Annotated in this window: 17 protein-coding genes; 13 read left to right on the top strand and 4 right to left on the bottom strand. The window is 71.5% G+C overall.

The genetic code is table 11. The features are described 5' to 3' along the window. A complete protein-coding gene (locus AB0877_RS16095) occupies window positions 1–492 on the top strand; it encodes a type II toxin-antitoxin system PemK/MazF family toxin (protein WP_124778425.1) in 492 nt (163 codons plus the stop codon). Between the two features lie 100 nt (window positions 493–592). On the opposite strand, the gene AB0877_RS16090 is transcribed toward AB0877_RS16095, so the two are convergent. Further along, window positions 593–1237, bottom strand: a complete 645-nt coding sequence (locus tag AB0877_RS16090) for an NAD(P)H-dependent oxidoreductase (protein ID WP_366609443.1) — start codon at window positions 1235–1237, stop codon at window positions 593–595. A 232-nt stretch (window positions 1238–1469) separates the two neighbouring features. Between AB0877_RS16090 and AB0877_RS16085 the strand changes: the two genes are divergently transcribed. Then, window positions 1470–2408, top strand: a complete 939-nt coding sequence (locus AB0877_RS16085) for an aminoglycoside phosphotransferase family protein (protein ID WP_366609441.1) — start codon at window positions 1470–1472, stop codon at window positions 2406–2408. 164 nt (window positions 2409–2572) lie between these two features. Then, window positions 2573–4000, top strand: coding sequence for a rifampin monooxygenase (gene rox, locus AB0877_RS16080; protein ID WP_366609440.1), 1428 nt, complete (start codon window positions 2573–2575; stop codon window positions 3998–4000). A gap of 4 nt (window positions 4001–4004) precedes the next feature. Here the strand turns inward: rox and AB0877_RS16075 are convergent, their stop codons facing one another. Next, window positions 4005–4655: a GGDEF domain-containing protein gene (locus AB0877_RS16075; RefSeq protein ID WP_366609438.1), complete on the bottom strand. Its 651-nt coding sequence runs from the start codon at window positions 4653–4655 to the stop codon at window positions 4005–4007. Between the two features lie 264 nt (window positions 4656–4919). On the opposite strand from AB0877_RS16075, the gene AB0877_RS16070 reads away from it, so the two are divergent. The 6 genes from AB0877_RS16070 to AB0877_RS16045 all read left to right on the top strand — a co-directional run bounded on the left by AB0877_RS16070 (window position 4920) and on the right by AB0877_RS16045 (window position 9794). Next, complete coding sequence (locus AB0877_RS16070) at window positions 4920–5159, top strand: DUF397 domain-containing protein (RefSeq protein WP_091406718.1); 240 nt, start codon at window positions 4920–4922, stop codon at window positions 5157–5159. 143 nt (window positions 5160–5302) lie between these two features. Then, window positions 5303–6190 (top strand): helix-turn-helix transcriptional regulator, encoded by an 888-nt coding sequence (locus AB0877_RS16065; RefSeq protein WP_366609436.1) that lies wholly within the window; start codon window positions 5303–5305, stop codon window positions 6188–6190. 123 nt (window positions 6191–6313) lie between these two features. Then, window positions 6314–7357: a substrate-binding domain-containing protein gene (locus AB0877_RS16060; protein ID WP_366609434.1), complete on the top strand. Its 1044-nt coding sequence runs from the start codon at window positions 6314–6316 to the stop codon at window positions 7355–7357. Window positions 7358–7359: 2 nt separating this feature from the next. Further along, window positions 7360–7563: a hypothetical protein gene (locus AB0877_RS16055; RefSeq protein WP_366609433.1), complete on the top strand. Its 204-nt coding sequence runs from the start codon at window positions 7360–7362 to the stop codon at window positions 7561–7563. A gap of 98 nt (window positions 7564–7661) precedes the next feature. Further along, window positions 7662–9119, top strand: a complete 1458-nt coding sequence (locus AB0877_RS16050) for a serine/threonine-protein kinase (RefSeq protein ID WP_366609432.1) — start codon at window positions 7662–7664, stop codon at window positions 9117–9119. Between the two features lie 33 nt (window positions 9120–9152). Next, complete coding sequence (locus AB0877_RS16045) at window positions 9153–9794, top strand: histidine phosphatase family protein (RefSeq protein ID WP_366609430.1); 642 nt, start codon at window positions 9153–9155, stop codon at window positions 9792–9794. A 43-nt stretch (window positions 9795–9837) separates the two neighbouring features. On the opposite strand, the gene AB0877_RS16040 is transcribed toward AB0877_RS16045, so the two are convergent. Both AB0877_RS16040 and AB0877_RS16035 read right to left on the bottom strand, forming a co-directional pair. Then, on the bottom strand, window positions 9838–10338 hold the full coding sequence (locus AB0877_RS16040; protein ID WP_366609428.1) for a DinB family protein: 501 nt from the start codon (window positions 10336–10338) through the stop codon (window positions 9838–9840). A 133-nt stretch (window positions 10339–10471) separates the two neighbouring features. Then, complete coding sequence (locus tag AB0877_RS16035) at window positions 10472–11254, bottom strand: carbon-nitrogen hydrolase family protein (RefSeq protein WP_366609426.1); 783 nt, start codon at window positions 11252–11254, stop codon at window positions 10472–10474. Here AB0877_RS16035 and AB0877_RS16030 point away from each other — a divergent pair. From AB0877_RS16030 to AB0877_RS16015, 4 genes are all read left to right on the top strand, one after another. Beyond that, window positions 11253–12035: a DedA family protein gene (locus AB0877_RS16030; protein WP_366609424.1), complete on the top strand. Its 783-nt coding sequence runs from the start codon at window positions 11253–11255 to the stop codon at window positions 12033–12035. The genes AB0877_RS16035 and AB0877_RS16030 overlap by 2 nt on opposite strands. A gap of 144 nt (window positions 12036–12179) precedes the next feature. Then, on the top strand, window positions 12180–13358 hold the full coding sequence (locus tag AB0877_RS16025; RefSeq protein ID WP_366609423.1) for a histidine kinase: 1179 nt from the start codon (window positions 12180–12182) through the stop codon (window positions 13356–13358). Further along, a complete protein-coding gene (locus AB0877_RS16020; protein WP_366609421.1) occupies window positions 13349–13993 on the top strand; it encodes a response regulator transcription factor in 645 nt (214 codons plus the stop codon). Before AB0877_RS16025 ends, AB0877_RS16020 begins: the two co-directional genes overlap by 10 nt. Window positions 13994–14693: 700 nt before the next feature. Next, a complete protein-coding gene (locus AB0877_RS16015; protein WP_366609420.1) occupies window positions 14694–15257 on the top strand; it encodes a hypothetical protein in 564 nt (187 codons plus the stop codon). The last annotated feature ends 907 nt before the right edge of the window (window positions 15258–16164 follow it).

Genomic DNA, 16164 nt, shown 5'->3' with positions numbered 1-16164 from the left:
GTGGCTGGTCTGTTGAGGAATGTCGCGGCGCGTATCTCCCGGGTCGGTGCGGTGATCCCGTCGCCCCGGCGTACCGGGCCGGCGCCCGCGCAGGTCGCCCGCCGCCGCCAGGTGAGCGCCTTGCAGCGTCGGGAGTTGACCTACGCTCCGGAGCGGGACGGTCAGGCCGACCCGGGCGAGATCGTCTGGACGTGGGTGCCGTACGAGGACGACCCCCGTCAGGGCAAGGATCGGCCGGTGCTGGTGGTCGGGCGGCACAGCCGGACCCTGTTCGGGCTGATGCTGTCCAGCCAGAGCGACCGGGACGGGCAGCGGCACTGGTTCGCGCTCGGGCCGGGTGAGTGGGACCGCGACAACCGGCCGAGCTGGGTCCGGCTGGACCGGGTGCTCACCATGCGCGAGGACAGCATCCGCCGGGAGGGCGCCGTGTTGGACCGGCCCCGCTTCGACCGGGTCGGGCAGGCCTTGCGCGCCGGCTACGGCTGGCGTTGACCGCGCCGGCTACGGCTGGCGTTGACCGCGCCGGGCGCGGATCGGCGGCGAGCCGCGCCCGGAGCCGCGCCGGCGGTAGGGCGGCCCCTGGCGGTGTGGTCTATTCGCTGCTCGGGCCGACCGCCGCGCCCTTCGCGTCCGGCGGCGGGTACGGCTGGTCGGCGAGGAGCCGGGCCAGGTGTGCGCTGTTGAGCGCCAGTGCCTTCGTGGTGCGACCGGTGGTGTCGGGCTTGGGCCCGGCGTCACGGTAGTCCACCGTGTGCAGCGCCTCACCGACCCAGTAGGTCGCGCCGGCGGCGGCGACGGTGAAGCCCACCTCGTTGAGCGCCCCCTGCACTTCGGCGATGCTGTGGTGCGCGCCGTCCTCGTTGCCGACGACCGCGACACCGGCCACCTTGCCGTAGGTGAGCAGCCGTCCCTCGTCGTCGGTCTCGGACAGCTCGGCGTCGAGGCGTTCGAGGACCATCTTGGTGACGCTCGCGGGCTGGCCGAGCCAGATCGGGGTGGCGATGATGAGGATCTGGGCGGCGAGCAGTTTGGCGCGGATGGCGGGCCAACCGTCGCCGTGGCCCTCGTCGGTCGACACCCCGAAGCGCACGTCGTGGTCGACCACCCGGACGATCTCGCCGTCCACGCCCTGACGGGCCAGTTCGGCCAACACCTCCCGGCCCAGTTGCTCGGAGCTGGAGGGGGCAGGCGAGGGCTTGAGGGTGCAGTTGAGTACGAGGGCACGGATGCTCGGCACGAGGGGTTCCTCTCGTCGATCGGCGGGGCCGTCCCTACGCGTACCCGAATCATCTCGGCCCAAGCCCTCCACCGGGCACACGTGATCAAGAGGTTTGCGTCAGAATCCGGGCCGACGGTGACGCGAACCTCTTGATCACCGCCAGCAGGCGGGGGTGGGGGGTGGGAGATGGGGGTGGGTGGTGGACGTGGTGGGGTGGGTCCGGGAGGAGTTTGGGCTTCGGTTGTCCACGGTGGACGAGATTTCGCACGGGGCTGATCTAAGGGCCCGGCTCTGGCGGGGTGAGACGGGCGACGGCGCGCGGTATGCCGTCAAGGTCAGCGGTGGCGGTACGCCGGCCGGCCTGATCGTGGCCGCGCACCTGGCCGAGCAGGGCGTGCCAGGTGTCGCTGCGCAGGTCCGCACCTGCGACGGACGCCCGTACGCCGAGCGTGACGGGCACCGCCTGTCCGTGGTCCCGTGGGTGTCCGACCTACGAGCGCTGGACGGCCCGATGAGCGAGGCGCACTGGCGTGCCTACGGCGAACTGCTGGCCGCCGTGCACGCGGCGCCGGTGACCGACGAGTTGGAACGGCTGCTGCCCGGCGGCGGTGACGCGTACCCCTCGATCGTGGCCGCGACCCGGGACGTGGCCGGACGGCTCCGCGACCAGGCCGACCCCGCTGATCCGCTGGTCGCCGAACTGGCCGCCGTCTGGGCGGCGAATGCCGACCGCGTGTCCACGCTGCTCCGTGGGGTCGAGCGACTCGCCGTCGACCGGTCGGGGCCGGCGGTGATCTGCCACGGCGACCCGCACCTGGGCAATCTCCTGCTCGGCGCGGACGGGCAGGTGTGGCTGATCGACTGGGACGACGCCGTGCTCGCCCCACCCGAGTGCGACCTCATGTTCGTCCTCGGCGGGGTGCTCGCCTTCGCGCCGATCTCTGCCGAGCAGCAGCAGGCGGTGCTCGCCGGCTACGGCAGGACCGACGTCGACCCGCTGCGCCTGGCCTGGTTTCTCGCGGTCCGGGCGCTCGACGACCTCAGCGACTGGACCCGCCAGGCGTTGGACCTCGACGTCGAGCCGGCCGACCGGGACCGGGCCGCGCGGATCGTGCGGGGGCTGGTGTCACCGGTGGGTCTGGTCACCCTCGCCGAAGCGGCAGTGCGCGACCTCGACCGAAAGCCCTGAGCGGCGACGGCGCCGCCAGCTACGCCGGACAAAAAGTAAGGCAAAGAGCGGACGCGCTCTCTGCCACCTCCAACATATATCGCACCGGGGGCCTTGCGGCAAGACCCGGGTGGTGCCGCAAAATCTCCAGCCGACGCCCAAATCTGGGAAAATCGGGGGATTACATGATCGATGTCATCATTGCTGGCGGCGGGCCGACCGGCCTGATGGTGGCCGCCGAGTTGCGGCTGCACGGACTGCACGCGCTCGTGCTCGAAAAGGAGACCGAGCCGACCAGCTACGTCCGCGCGCTCGGCCTGCACGCGCGAAGCATCGAGGTGCTGGACCAGCGAGGTCTGCTGGAGCGTTTCCTCGCGCTCGGAACGCAGTTCCCGGTCGGGGGCTTCTTCGCCGCGATCCCCAAGCCGTCGCCGGGCGGGCTGGACACCGCACACGCGTACGTTCTCGGTATTCCGCAGACCATCACCGACCGTCTCCTGGGTGAGCACGCCAGCGAGGTCGGCGTCGAGATCCGGCGCGGCAGCGAACTCGTCGGGCTCAGCCAGGACGACGACGGGGTGACCGTGCGGCTGGCCGACGGGACGCAACTGCGTTCGCGCTACCTCGTCGGCTGCGACGGCGGCCGCAGCACCGTACGCGGGTTGCTCGGTGTCGGCTTTCCCGGCGAGCCCAGCAGGGTCGAGACGTTGCTGGGGGAGATGGAGGTGGGTGTGCCGCCGGAGAAGGTGGCCGACGTGGTGGCGCAGGTCCGCAGGACCCACCTCCGATTCGGGCTCGGGCCCCTCGGAGACGGGGTCTACCGTGTCGTCGTCCCGGCCGAGGGGGTGGTCGAGGACCGCACTGTCCCACCGACCATCGAGGACTTCAGACACCAACTGCGGGTGTACGCGGGCACCGACTTCGGTGTCCACTCACCGCGCTGGCTCTCCCGCTTCGGGGATGCCACCCGGCTGGCCGAGCGCTATCGGGTCGACCGGGTGCTGTTGGCCGGCGACGCGGCGCACATCCACCCGCCGACCGGTGGGCAGGGGCTCAACCTCGGCATCCAGGACGCGTTCAACCTCGGCTGGAAACTGGCCGCCGAGCTCAACGGATGGGCGCCGGAAGGGCTGCTGGACAGCTACCACAGTGAGCGGCATCCGGTGGCCGCGGACGTGCTGACCAACACCCGGGCGCAGATGGTGCTGCTCTCACCCGAGCCGGGGCCGCGGTCGGTGCGCCAACTGTTGTCGGAGCTGTTGGATTTCGAGGACGTCAACCGGTACCTGATCGAGAAGATCACCGCGATCGGGGTCCGCTACGACCTGGGCGCGGGGCACGAACTGCTCGGGCGTCACATGCGTGACGTTCGGCTGCGGCGGGGGCGTCTCTACGAGCTGATGCGCGGCGGCCGGGGCCTGCTGCTCGACCAGACCGGCCAGCTCTCGGTCGCCGGCTGGGCGGAGCGGGTCGACCATGTCGTCGACGTCAGCGACGAGGTGGAGGTGCCCGCCGTGCTGTTGCGGCCCGACGGTCACGTGGCGTGGGCGGGCGACGATCAGACCGACCTGCTCCGCCATCTGCCCAGGTGGTTCGGCGCGCCTGTCAGCTGAACGGTCAGCGCTCGCCGAGGAACGCGCTGTCGACCAGTTGGCGGGGCGATCGGGCACCACCGAGGCTCTTCGCCTGGTACATGGCCGCATCGGCGCGGCTGAGCGCGTCGGTGAGCTGGGCCGGGCCGGTCACCGGGGCGAGGCCGACGGACGCGGTGACCCGGACGCTGCACCCGCTCAGCCGGATCGGCGCGGCGACGGTCTCGCTGAGCCGGCGGGTCGAGTGCTCGATCCAGCGGCGGTCGACGGTGGGGCTGGACAGCAGCCCGGCGAACTCGTCGCCGCCGAGGCGCGCCACGAGATTGTCCCCGGCGAAACCGGCGAGCCGTTCGGCGACACTGATCAGCACCTGGTCGCCGGCGGCGTGCCCGTACCGGTCGTTGATCTGCTTGAAGTCGTCCAGGTCGAGCACCACGGCGATCAGCGGCTGGCCGGCGGCGTCGGTGAGCAGTGCGGCTGCCAGCCGGTAGAAGGCGCGGCGATTGGGCAACCCGGTCAGCGGGTCGTGACTGGCGGCGTGCCGTTCGGCTGCCAGTTCTGCCTGGAGGTGACTGATCTCGGCCTCGGCGCGCACCGCCCGCCGGCGTAGTTGCCAGGAGGAGAGCAGCGCGCCCGCCGCGCAGACGCCGGAGGCGACACTCATCGGATCCGGCACGAACCCTCCCATCGCCGCGACCGCCTCCAGTCCTCGGTTGACGCGGTATGCCGCGTCGGGCCCAGTTTTGCCTGATCGTTGCCCGTGTGGGGGTAACACAAAGTGAACGGATGGGCACCGATCATGTGCGTTATCATGCTCGCCGTCGGATGCAGATGCAATAGCAGATGCACGTGCAGAACCGTCCAATGTCGATACCGCACCCCCTCGCCGTCACCGCTCCTCCCACGGCCACCGGCGGGCTCGTAACAGAAAGACGCCCCCATGCAGCAGCCACCCAATGGCGTACCGATCCACCAGTTGCCTCCGCTGAGCTGGCAGAAGAGTCGCCGCAGCAACCCCAGCGGCAACTGCGTCGAACTGGCCGAACTGCCCGAGGGAGCGGGCATCGCGGTCCGCAACTCACGACACCCGGAAGGACCGGCGCTGATCTACACGGTCGATGAGATCGCCGCCTTCGTTCTCGGTGCGCGGGACGGAGACTTCGACCATCTGATCAACTGACCGTCCGGCCGGTGGATCGTCCCGGTGACGAGACTGATTCACCGGCGCGGAGGAGTTCACCTCACTGTCGGTCCATGGCATGCTTACACGTCGGCCGGGCCGGGGCGTCCGGCCGTCGTGGGTCGGTGTCCGGAGGTCCGCACGTGACGATGGTTCCCGCCGAGGGTGGCCCGACAACCGGGCCGACCGTGCTGCGTATGCTGCTCGGCGCCCAACTGCGCCGCCTCCGGGAGTCCAGCGGGGTGACCCGGGAGGGTGCCGGCTGGGAGATCCGCTCCTCCGAGTCCAAGATCAGTCGAATGGAGCTCGGCCGGGTCGGCTTCAAGGAGCGCGACGTCGCCGACCTGTTGACCCTCTACGGCGTCACCGAGGACCACGAGCGTGACGCGCTGCTCAAGCTCGCGCGGGACGCGAACAGCCCCGGCTGGTGGCACCGCTACGGCGACGTGTTGCCGTCCTGGTTCCAGTCGTACCTGGGCCTGGAGGCCGCCGCCGCGCTGATCCGCAGCTACGAGGTGCAGTTCGTGCCCGGCCTCCTGCAGACCCGGGAGTACGCCCGGGCGGTCGTGCTGCTCGGGCACGGCACTGCCGGTCCGGGCGAGATCGACAGGCGTGTCGCGCTGCGGATGCAGCGTCAGCAGTTGCTCCAGCGGCAGAACCCGCCGCAGCTCTGGGCCGTGGTGGACGAGGCGGCCCTGCGCCGGCCCATCGGCGGCGCGGAGGTCATGCGCGGCCAGCTCACCGCGCTCATCGAGGCGACCAAGTTGCCCCACATCCGGCTGCAGGTCATTCCGTTCGCGGCCGGTGGTCATGCCGCCGCCGGGGGCGCCTTCACCATCCTGCGCTTCGGCGACCAGGAGCTTCCGGACATCGTCTACATCGAACAGCTCACCAGCGCCATCTACCTGGACAAGCGCGACGATCTGGATTACTACGCGGTCGCCATGGAGCGGCTCTGCGTCGAGGCGGAGCCGCCCGAGCGTACGGCGGAGATCCTCGGCGGCCTGCTGGACGACCTGTACCCGGCCTGACTCCCGACCGCGCTCCCACTCTCCGTTCACGTATTGACCGACGCCGACCGGTCGGGCTAGTCTCTGTATCGATACAGACTGAATCGATGCAGAGAGGTGCCGGTGAAGCCAACACTGCAAGCCGTGGCCGACGCGGTCGGCGTCTCACGCAGCACCGTGTCCAATGCCTACAGCCGCCCCGACCAGCTCTCCGCGGCCCTGCGTGAGCGGATCCTGGACGCCGCCCGGCAACTCGGCTACCCCGGTCCCAACCCCACCGCGCGCTCCCTGCGCCGAGGTTTCGTCGGGTCGATCGGGGTGCTGTTCACCTCGCAACTGTCGTACGCCTTCACCGACCCGTTCGCGGTCCGCTTCCTCGCCGGTGTCGGTGCGGCGGCGGAGCGGCACGGCACCAGCATGCTGCTGGTGCCACTGCCGCCGGCCGTGACCGACGCCCGGCAGGCGGTGGAGAACGCCGCCGTCGACGGGTTCTGCGTCTACTGCGTCGCCGACGAAGAGTGGGCCCTGGATGTGATCCGCCAACGCGGGCTGCCGTTCGTCAGCACGGCCGCCCGCGACGACGCCGGCCCCGACGAACGATTCGTCGGCATCGACGAGCGGGCCGCCGCACGCAGCGCCGCCGCGCACGTCGCAGGGCTCGGGCATCGTCGGGTGGCGCTGCTGGCCGACTCCGTGCGGCCCGACGCGCCGGCCGGCCCGCTCACCCTGACCGGGGTCGACCAGGTGCCGCACCCGACCACCCGGGGCCGGCTCAGCGGGTTCGCCGACGCCTTCGCCGAGGTCGGCGTCGGCTGGGCCGAGCTGACACTGGTCAACGTCCCCGGCAACAGCCGCCCGGCGGCAGCCGCAGCCATCGCCGGGCTGTTCGACCAACCCGCACCGCCGACCGCCGTGCTGGCCGGCTCCGACGTCCTCGCGCTCGGCGTGCTGGACGCCCTGGCCGCACGGCCGGCCCATGATCGCCTCTCCGTCTCGGTGACCGGCTTCGACGACGTCCCCGAGGCCGCCGCTGCCGGCCTCACCACCGTCCGGCAACCGGCCGAGGAGAAGGGCCGGATCGCCGCCGAACTGCTGCTCGACCCGCCCGCGGACGCCGCCGCCGGGCACGTGCTGCTGCCCACCGCACTCGTCGTCCGGGAATCCACCGGACCGGTCCCCAGGAGTTGACCATGGAACTTCCCACCGGATACATCACCGCGCTCGACGCCATGAACCGGCACGTCAACTCGGCTCGACCGGACGCGCCGGTCCAGGTCGAACACCCCCGCCGGCCCCTGCTCGCCCCGACCCGGCAGGCCACCGCCCTCGCCCTGCGCCGGCTCGCCGACCGCATCCAACCGCGACCGCTGCCCGGCACCCCGCGCTGCTCCTGACGCGCACCAATCCCATTCCGGTACGCACGGGACGAACAGTGTGGGTCCGGGCACGCAGAGTGGTCGTCTGCGGTGTTGCCAGGCAGACTGGTGAAGCCATGTCGCCGCTCACGCCCACTCTCCGCCTCCACGACCGCTACGTACTGCACGAGCGGATCGGTCTCGGTGGCATGTCCGAGGTGTGGCGAGGCGACGACGAGGTGCTCGGCCGGCCGGTGGCGATCAAGGTGCTCGCCGGGCAGTTCGCCACCGACCCGCAACTGCGGGCCACCATCCAACGCGAGGCCCGCGCGGCCGCCCGGCTGACCCACCCACACGTGACCCAGGTGTACGACTACGCCGAGGCGACCCTGGCCGGCGGCGTCGTGGTCCCGTACCTGGTGATGGAGCTCGTCGACGGTCACAACCTGGCCGACCGGCTGCGGAGCGGGCCGCTGCCCTGGCCGGAGGCGGTCCGGGTGGCCGGGCAGATCGCCGCCGCGCTGGCCGCCGCGCACCGCATCGGCGTCGTGCACCGCGACGTCAAGCCCGGAAACGTCATGCTCACCGACACCGGCGCCAAGGTGCTCGACTTCGGCATCGCCGCGCTCGGCGGCCTCGACAGCCAGTCCGGCGAACCGCTGATGGGCACCCCCGCCTACTTCGCCCCGGAACGGCTGACCGCCGGCCCGCCCGACCCGGCGAGCGACGTGTACGCCCTCGGCGCACTGCTCTACCGCACTCTCACCGGGCGGGCGCCGCTGCCCGTGCAGAGCTGGGAGGACGCGCTGGAGGTGCACCGGCGCGGCACCCCCGTGCCGCCGCTGCGAGTGCCCGGCCTTCCCGCCGACATCGCCGAGCTGACCGTCGCCTGCCTGGCCGCCAACCCGGCCGACCGGCCGAGCGCCGCGCATCTGGCCCGCCGCTTCGGCGCCGGTCAGCCGGTCGAGCCGCCCACCGAGCTGCTGCGCATCCGACCGGCCGCCCACCCGCCCACCCTGATCGACAGATCGGTGCTGGCCCGCCCCGGCCCGGAGACCGCCGCACCGCCCCGACGCCGGTCGCGTCGGCCTCTCGGCGTGCTCGTCGCGGCCGTGCTCGCCGTGCTGGTCGGCGTCGGTGCCCTGATCGCGGAGAATCCGCTCGGCAACCCGGGCACACCCGACCCGACCGAGATCGCCGCCGCACCGTCGACCTCCGCCCCGGCCCCCGCGCCCACGACACACTCGCCGACGCCGGCCGCACCGTCCTCACCACCCCCCGCGGCCAGCACCGCGCCCGCAACCGTCGGGCAGCAGCTACCGGTCAGCTTCCGCCAGGTGAGCAGCGAGTTCGCCGCCGTCCTCGCCACCGCGGTCGCCCGCCGCGACATCGACCCGAAGACCGCCGACGACCTGCGCGACGACCTGGCCGACCTCAACCGCCGCAACAGGGACCGCGCCGAGCGCGTCGCCGACCTACGGGACCACATCGCCGAGCTGGTGCGGCGGAACCGCCTACCAGCGCAGACGGGCGCGAAACTGGACGCTCTGCTCGCCCGGACCGGCACCTTCTCCACCAGCCGTACGGACGACTGATACCCCCGTCGATGCCGCTGGCATGATGTCCCGATGCGGACACGTCTGATCTTCGTGCGACACGGCGAGTCGGTCCACCAGCTCGAAGGAATCGTCGGTGGGCCCCGTGGCTGTCGGGGCCTCACCGCCCTCGGCCACGAGCAGGCACACGACCTGGCCAACCGGCTCACCGGCGACATCGCCGCCGACGGGCCGGTGGCGGTCTACTCATCCGTGCTGCGCAGGGCCGTCGAGACCGCGCAACCGATCGGTGCGGCGTTCGGCGTCCGGCCCGTGGCCGACTGTGGTCTCTGCACCTGGCACACACCCCCGTACGCCGACGGCCTGCCGACCGCCCTCTTCCGTACCGACCACGCGATAGCCGGTGGCGGGGTCTTTCGACCGTTCGAGGAGGGCAACGAGAGCTGGGCCGAACTGGTGGTCCGCGTCAGCCGCGCGATCATGGAGATCGCCCACCGGCACCGGGGCTCCACAGTGGTCCTGGTCGGCCACAGCGAGACCGTCGAGGGCGCCTTCCACGCGCTCGGCGCGCAGCCGGTCTTCCGGGCGTTCGACCTGGACGTGCCCCCGGCCTCGATCACCGAATGGACCACCGACCACGATCCGGGCGGTTGGCCGCCGGCCCGCTGGACGCTACGCCGCTTCGCCGACACCGGCGGGTGGGCCCGAGGGTGATCCCGACTCTGCCGCCTCCGGCCCGAGCAGGCGGAGGGTGCCGCTAGTCGGCGGCGAGGATCTGCTCGCGCAGGATCTCCGCGTGCCCGCAGTGCTGTGCCATCTCGCGCAGCACGTGCAGGTAGACCCAGCGCAGCGGCAGCGGGCCGCGCCGGTTGCCCCGAAGCAGGTCGTCGAGGCCCAGGCTGGACGTGGCGCGGCGGGAGGCTTCGCAGGCTTCCCGGTGCGCGCGCTGGACGGCGGCGATCGTGTCGCCGTCGTCGAGGATGAACGATTCGTCCGGCGTGGTCGGAATGCCGATCTCGGCGCGGGGCCGGCAGGTGACGGCCTCGTCGAACCAGACCTTCTCCACGAAGGCGGCGTGCTTCACCAGACCCAGCAGCGTCGTCCGGGACGGCACCAACGACCGCCGTGCCTGCTCCTCGGTCAGCCCGTCCAGGTAGCCGTTGAGCGCTCTGCGGTGCTCGTCGATGAACGCCTCGAACTGCGTCTGGGCTGACTGGCCGACGACATCATCGGCGAAGGTCGGAGGAAAGGAGGTCATTCCCGAAGCATTCCAAGGTCGTCGCCGCCGCGCAAACAGCCCAATCAGCCGAAGGAGAGCAGAACGCCAGCCGTCGTCACTGGCAGCCAACTCGGGCCACGCTGGGGGGACGGGTCCCGACTTCGATCCCCAGTCAGCCGAGGCTGACAGTGAGCGACTCGCCGGGGTCGGTGCCCGCCCGGGCGTACACCTCGCCCGTTGGCGTCCAGACGCCCGAGAGCCCCGCCGCCTCGGTGAAGCCACCGCCGGTCGACCCGGCGAAGCTCGCCACTGCCACCCAGGCCCGGTGCGCGGTGGCGATCCGGTGCGCCCGCTGGCCTGTCACTGCGGCGTCGCGGGCCGACTCCAGGACACCCGCCGCGTACACGTCGATCCCGAGCGCGGCCGTCCGCGCCGCGTGCGCGGCCACGCCGGTGTCCTTGCAGATCCCCAGCCCCACCCGCCAACCGTCGACATCGAGCACGACCGGGGTGTCGCCGGGCCGGAATCGACGGGCCTCCGCGTCCCCCAGCCACATCTTCCGGTACGCCAGCGTCGCACCGCCACCGGTCACCGCCAGCATCGCGATGTGGTCGCCGGTGACCGGCGCACCGACCAGGGCCAGCGCACCCGCCTCGGCGCACGCCTCGACCAGCGGTGCCAACCGCGGGTCGTCGACCGCCACGACCGGCGCGTCCAACTCGTACCCGGTCAGCGACAGCTCCGGAAAGACCACCAGCCGGGCGCACGCCGCGCGGACCACGGCGGCGTGCGCCCGCGCGTTCGCCGCGACATCCAGGGGTACGCACGGTGGCTGCGCCACCGCGAGCCGCAGCGGGGTGCGGCTTTCCGCACCCCCACCGGTGTGGTCGACCCGCGCGGCCGGGTGGTCGGCCCCATGGTCGGCTCTCAGGATGACTTCGTAACGTGGGCGCATGATTCGAACGTCCCACGCCGTGTTCGCCACCGGAACCCCCGCCGCCGCAGCGGAGCCACCACAGGACGGGATCGTCGGCTACGTCACTGACCTGGTGGAACGACTCGGCGGGCCGGGCGCCGGCCTGGCAGTGGCGTTGGAGAACCTCTTCCCGCCGATTCCGAGTGAGGTGATCCTGCCGCTGGCCGGGTTCGTCGCCGCGCAGGGACGGATGAGTCTGGTCGGTGCGATTTTCTGGACCACGCTGGGTTCGGTGCTGGGCGCGCTCGCGCTCTACCTGATCGGCGCGGCCCTGGGACGCGACCGGATGCGCGCCATCGTCTCCCGGCTGCCACTGGTCAAGCTCAGCGACGTGGACCGGACCGAGGCGTGGTTCCTGCGCCACGGTGTGAAGGCCGTCTTCTTCGGCCGGATGATCCCGATCTTCCGAAGCCTGATCTCCATCCCGGCCGGCGTGGAGCGGATGCCGGTGGGCACGTTTCTGCTCTACACCACGCTGGGCAGCCTGATCTGGAACACCACGTTCGTACTCGCCGGCTACCTGCTGGGTGACAACTGGCATCTCGTCGAGGGCTACGCCGGCATGCTCCAGAAGGTGGTGATCGTCGTCTGCGCGGCGGCGGCCGTCTGGTTCGTCGGGTCCCGCGTGCTGAAGGCCCGCCGCGCTGCCCGCAACCCCGAGCCGACCGAACCCGAGCAGGGCGTACTCAACGCGGTGCCCGACCCGGGCGGTCGCGGCACCCTCTACCGAAGCGGATCGTGGGCGTCGGACGAGCGCTAGGCAACCCTTCTGGTTTCCTTGTCCCTTTGCTCTGCACCCCGGAATGCACCGGGGTCGCGTGCGGACGGGCCACGTGACGTCCCGCATCGCGCCGACGTCTCCTGCCGGCGCATCACGTGAAGCGGAGCAAGGGGAGCAGGCTCGATGCGGAAGGCGGGCGAGGTGGTGGGGGAGCGGCAGACCGGCAGGTGGTGGCTTCGGCTCCGGTTGCCGCTCGGTGTCGCCGTCGGAATCGCGACGGCCGCCGTCGAATTCGCCTTCCTCGCCGTCGCAGTCGCGGCCCGCAGTGTGTTCGTGGTCGCTCCCGCGGCGGGCCGTCGGATCACCGGCCTGACCAGCACGTACGGCGGGCGGCTGGCGCGGATGGAACACCGCCGCCTCACCGGCTTGCTCGCCGCCGAGAATCTGCCCGCGCCGAACACGGTGGCGACCCGGCGGCAGCTCGGCTACCTGGCCGCCCGACTGTTGCCCGGATCGCTCGGCCTGCTGGCGTACGCCGTGCTCGGCGTCGGTGTGGTGCTGGCCGCGATCGTGCTGCGCGCGGCCGTGCGCGGAGAGCTGACCCTTGTCGACGTCCTGTCCCAGATCGCCGTCGGGGCGGTGCTGTTACTGCTCAACGTTCAGGCCGTCGTCAGCATCGCCGCCCTGGACATCCGGCTGGCGCGACGACTGCTCGGCGCGGAAAGTCGGGCGGAGCTGACCCGCCGGGTCCACGAGCTGACCACCAGTCGGGCCGGGGTCATCGCCGCTGTCGACGCCGAACGGCAGCGCATCGAACGCGACCTGCACGACGGCCTCCAACAGCGACTGGTCGCCCTCGGCATGCTGCTCGGCCGGGCCCGTCGCGCCCGCGACGCCGACCGCACACACGCACTACTCGCTCAGGCACACGAGGACGTGCAGCGGGCCATCGAGGAGGTGCGCGAGGTGGCGTGGCGGGTCTACCCGTCAGCATTGGACGACAGCGATCTGGGTGAGGTCCTGGCCATCGTCGCCCGGGGATCCGAGGTGCCGGTGCGAATCCGCTGCGAGCTGCCGGTCCGCCCCGAGCGCCAGGTCGAGACGGTGCTGTACTTCGTGGCCTGCGAGGCGCTCACCAACGCCGCGAAGCACGCCGCCGCTACCCTGGTCACGGTCGACATCGGAGTACGGGATGGGTGGATCCGGATGCGCGTACACGACGACGGCGTCGGCGGGGCGGAACCGACCGGGCGCGGTTTGTCCGGGCTGGCGCGACGGGTCGCCGCGCTGGACGGCCGACTTCTGGTGACCAGCCCGGCCGGCGGTCCGACGACCGTGCTGGCGCAGCTGCCGTGCGGCTAGTCCTCGCCGAAGACTCGACGCTGCTGCGGGAGGGCCTGACGCGGCTGCTGGCCGACGAGGAGCACGAGGTGCTCGCAGCGGTCGGGAGCGCCGACCAGCTTGTCGAGGCCGTCGGGCGATCCCGTCCCGACGTGGTCGTCACCGACGTCCGGATGCCACCCAACCACACCGATGACGGGCTGCGGGCCGCCCTGGAGATCCGTCGTCGGTGGCCCGACACCGGCGTCCTCGTGCTCTCCCAGTACGTGGAGCGGCGTTACGCCGGGAGGCTGCTCGCGGACCGCCCGGAGGGGGTCGGCTACCTGCTCAAGGACCGGGTCGCCCAGGTGGACGACTTTCTCGACGCCCTCGACCGGGTGGCGGCCGGCGGCACCGCCCTCGACCCGGAGGTGGTCCGTCAGGTGGTGGCCGGTTCGGACCGTCCCGACCCGTTCGGTCGGCTCACGCCACGGGAACGGGACGTGTTGCACGAGATGGCCCAGGGGCACACGAATCTCGCCATCGCCCAGCGGCTGCACGTCTCACAGAGCGCTGTCGAGAAGCATGTCAACGCCATCTTCGACAAACTCGACCTCGCGCACACGGCGGGCTACAGCCGACGAATCCTCGCAATCCTGCGCTACCTGGGCTCCTGAACCGCCCAGGCTCCTGAACCGCCCAGGCTCTGGGCCGGGCATGGCGGTCGGCCGCGCATGATCAACTCGGGTTTCCCGATGTCGGGGCGTCCGGGCGTCCGGGATGCCCCGACATCCGGGAGCCCGAGTGGATCACCGCTTGCGAGGGGCGATTTTCGACGCAGAACCGCTCGGCGTGGGCGGTTTGTCGGGTGGTGGGCGGTTGTGGGCTGTGGTCGGGTGCACTCCTGGGCTGGAATCATGGCCGGGCTGGGCTCGTTACACCCTCTGACGATCGCAGTACCACCGACTGCGGGCTGGCCTTCCAGGGCGGGTCGCGCAGGTGGAATGGCGGTCTTGACCCGGTCGTTGCAGTCTCCACGACCGCAGGGACCGCCGCGATGTGGGTGCCGCCCGATGGGTGGGCGGACCCCGGAATGACTCCGGCCCGCCGGTCGTTACAACCCCCACGACCGCAGGCACCGCCGCGATGAGGGTGCCCGATGGGTGGGCCGACCCCGGAATGACTCCCGGCCCCCGGTCGTTATACAGGGTCCCGGCGCCACGAGCCCCCGCTCGCCAGGTCGCCGACTCCGACGCCCGGCAGGGCGTCACCCCTCAGACTTTCCCCTTGTTAGTGCAGCGCCGGACGAGGTGCTCACACCCTCACCACCGTTCCCCTCTTGGTGTGGGTGTTCCTACCCCCGAAGGAGCTACCCCCATGAACACGATCATGCGTAAGAGCGTTCTGTCCATTGCGGGTCTCGCGTTCGCCGGTGGTGTGTTCGCCGGTCCGATCGCCGCCCACGCCGCCACCCCGGTTGATGCCAAGCCCGTGGCGGTGGCTGTGCAGTCGGCCGCGCCGAAGCCGCAGGGCGAGCAGTCCCGGATCGGCCTCAACGATGAGCAGACCGCCAACGTGAAGGCGATTATCGCCGCGACGAAGAAGGCCGGTCTGCCGGAGCGGGCCGCGGTCATCTCGATCGCGACGAGCCTGCAGGAGTCCAAGCTGGAAAACCTCGGCCACCTGGGTGATAGGAACGACCACGACTCGCTGGGCCTGTTCCAGCAGCGTCCGTCCAGTGGTTGGGGTACGCCGGAGCAGATCACCGAGCCCGAGTACTCCACCACCGCGTTCTTGAAGGGCCTGAAGCAGGTCGACGGGTGGCAGGACATGCCGTTGACCGACGCGGCGCAGACGGTGCAGGTGTCGGCCTACCCGGACGCCTACGCCCAGTGGGAACAGCAGGCCACCGACCTCGTCGGCCAGTACTGGAACAGCTGACCCGGGTCACCGCACGACAAGCACGCGACACCACCGCACAGCACCACCGCAGCACGGCACCACAGCATCACCGCACGGCACGACCCCAGCACCACCGCACAGCGCCACACCGAACCGCTGGCCGGCACCCGCAACCCGAGGTGCCGGCTAGCGGCGCTTCCGTTTCCGGGTGGCAGGCATATGTCATTGGTCATGGGTGCCGCGACACCGGGCGAGCCCGAAGGCGGATGCGCGACGGCGCAGCGGATGGTGCCGGTAGCTTTTCAGCAGATCTTGGACAGTTTCCGTCAAGCGAGAACGGAAACTGTCCAAGATCTCGTTGATTGTGGGCCGCAGGCGCGGCGCGAGAGCGGGTCTCGCGGCGGCGAGGCGACCGGCGTGCAGCGATGAAACCCCCGGCGGCCGAACGGTCCGGCAGAGCGGCCGGGCATTGAGACCGCCCGCTGCACCACCGGTGATGCAGCGGGCGTTAAGGCGCCCCGTTCGTGCGCCCCGTTCGTGCGTCCCGTTCGTGCGTCCCGTTCGTGCGCCCCGTCTTTGCGCCCGTCCTTGCGCCCCGCCCGGCCGAGCTGTTCAACGCCGGCAGGCGGTACGGCCGGAGTGGGCGGCCGCGGCCATCGTTGCGGCACCACGGCACCACGGCACCACGGCACCACGGCACCACGGCACCACGGCACCTGGGCGGGGCGGGCGACACCAGCCCTACGGGGTGGCACCAGCCCGGGGCGGCGCGAAGCGGCGGGTGGTGTGATCGCAAGGCGGCAACCGGAGGGGTGGGCAGGCCGAGGGGCGGGAACAACCGCGGTGGCGGGCTGGTTGTGGAGGGTGTCGGTGTGACTCAGTGTCCCCGGGCCTCACCTAATATCGCCCTCGCGGAATACCGTTCGGCTGGAGCCGCGTCGTGCCA

The organism is Micromonospora sp. NPDC047644 (assembly GCF_040704315.1).
Lineage (GTDB): Bacteria > Actinomycetota > Actinomycetes > Mycobacteriales > Micromonosporaceae > Micromonospora.
Note: the sequence above shows the minus strand (reverse complement) of the source record. Positions and strands in the feature narration are given on the sequence as shown.

What these genes read in the sequence shown, in the direction of transcription:
- rox (WP_366609440.1), top strand. Translation starts at nt 2,573, where the DNA reads ATGATCGATGTCATCATTGCTGGCGGCGGGCCGACCGGCCTGATGGTG.
- AB0877_RS16070 (WP_091406718.1), top strand. Translation starts at nt 4,920, where the DNA reads ATGCAGCAGCCACCCAATGGCGTACCGATCCACCAGTTGCCTCCGCTG.
- AB0877_RS16055 (WP_366609433.1), top strand. Translation starts at nt 7,360, where the DNA reads ATGGAACTTCCCACCGGATACATCACCGCGCTCGACGCCATGAACCGG.
- AB0877_RS16050 (WP_366609432.1), top strand. Translation starts at nt 7,662, where the DNA reads ATGTCGCCGCTCACGCCCACTCTCCGCCTCCACGACCGCTACGTACTG.
- AB0877_RS16045 (WP_366609430.1), top strand. Translation starts at nt 9,153, where the DNA reads ATGCGGACACGTCTGATCTTCGTGCGACACGGCGAGTCGGTCCACCAG.
- AB0877_RS16040 (WP_366609428.1), bottom strand. Translation starts at nt 10,338, where the DNA reads ATGACCTCCTTTCCTCCGACCTTCGCCGATGATGTCGTCGGCCAGTCA.
- AB0877_RS16030 (WP_366609424.1), top strand. Translation starts at nt 11,253, where the DNA reads ATGATTCGAACGTCCCACGCCGTGTTCGCCACCGGAACCCCCGCCGCC.
- AB0877_RS16035 (WP_366609426.1), bottom strand. Translation starts at nt 11,254, where the DNA reads ATGCGCCCACGTTACGAAGTCATCCTGAGAGCCGACCATGGGGCCGAC.
- AB0877_RS16025 (WP_366609423.1), top strand. Translation starts at nt 12,180, where the DNA reads ATGCGGAAGGCGGGCGAGGTGGTGGGGGAGCGGCAGACCGGCAGGTGG.
- AB0877_RS16015 (WP_366609420.1), top strand. Translation starts at nt 14,694, where the DNA reads ATGAACACGATCATGCGTAAGAGCGTTCTGTCCATTGCGGGTCTCGCG.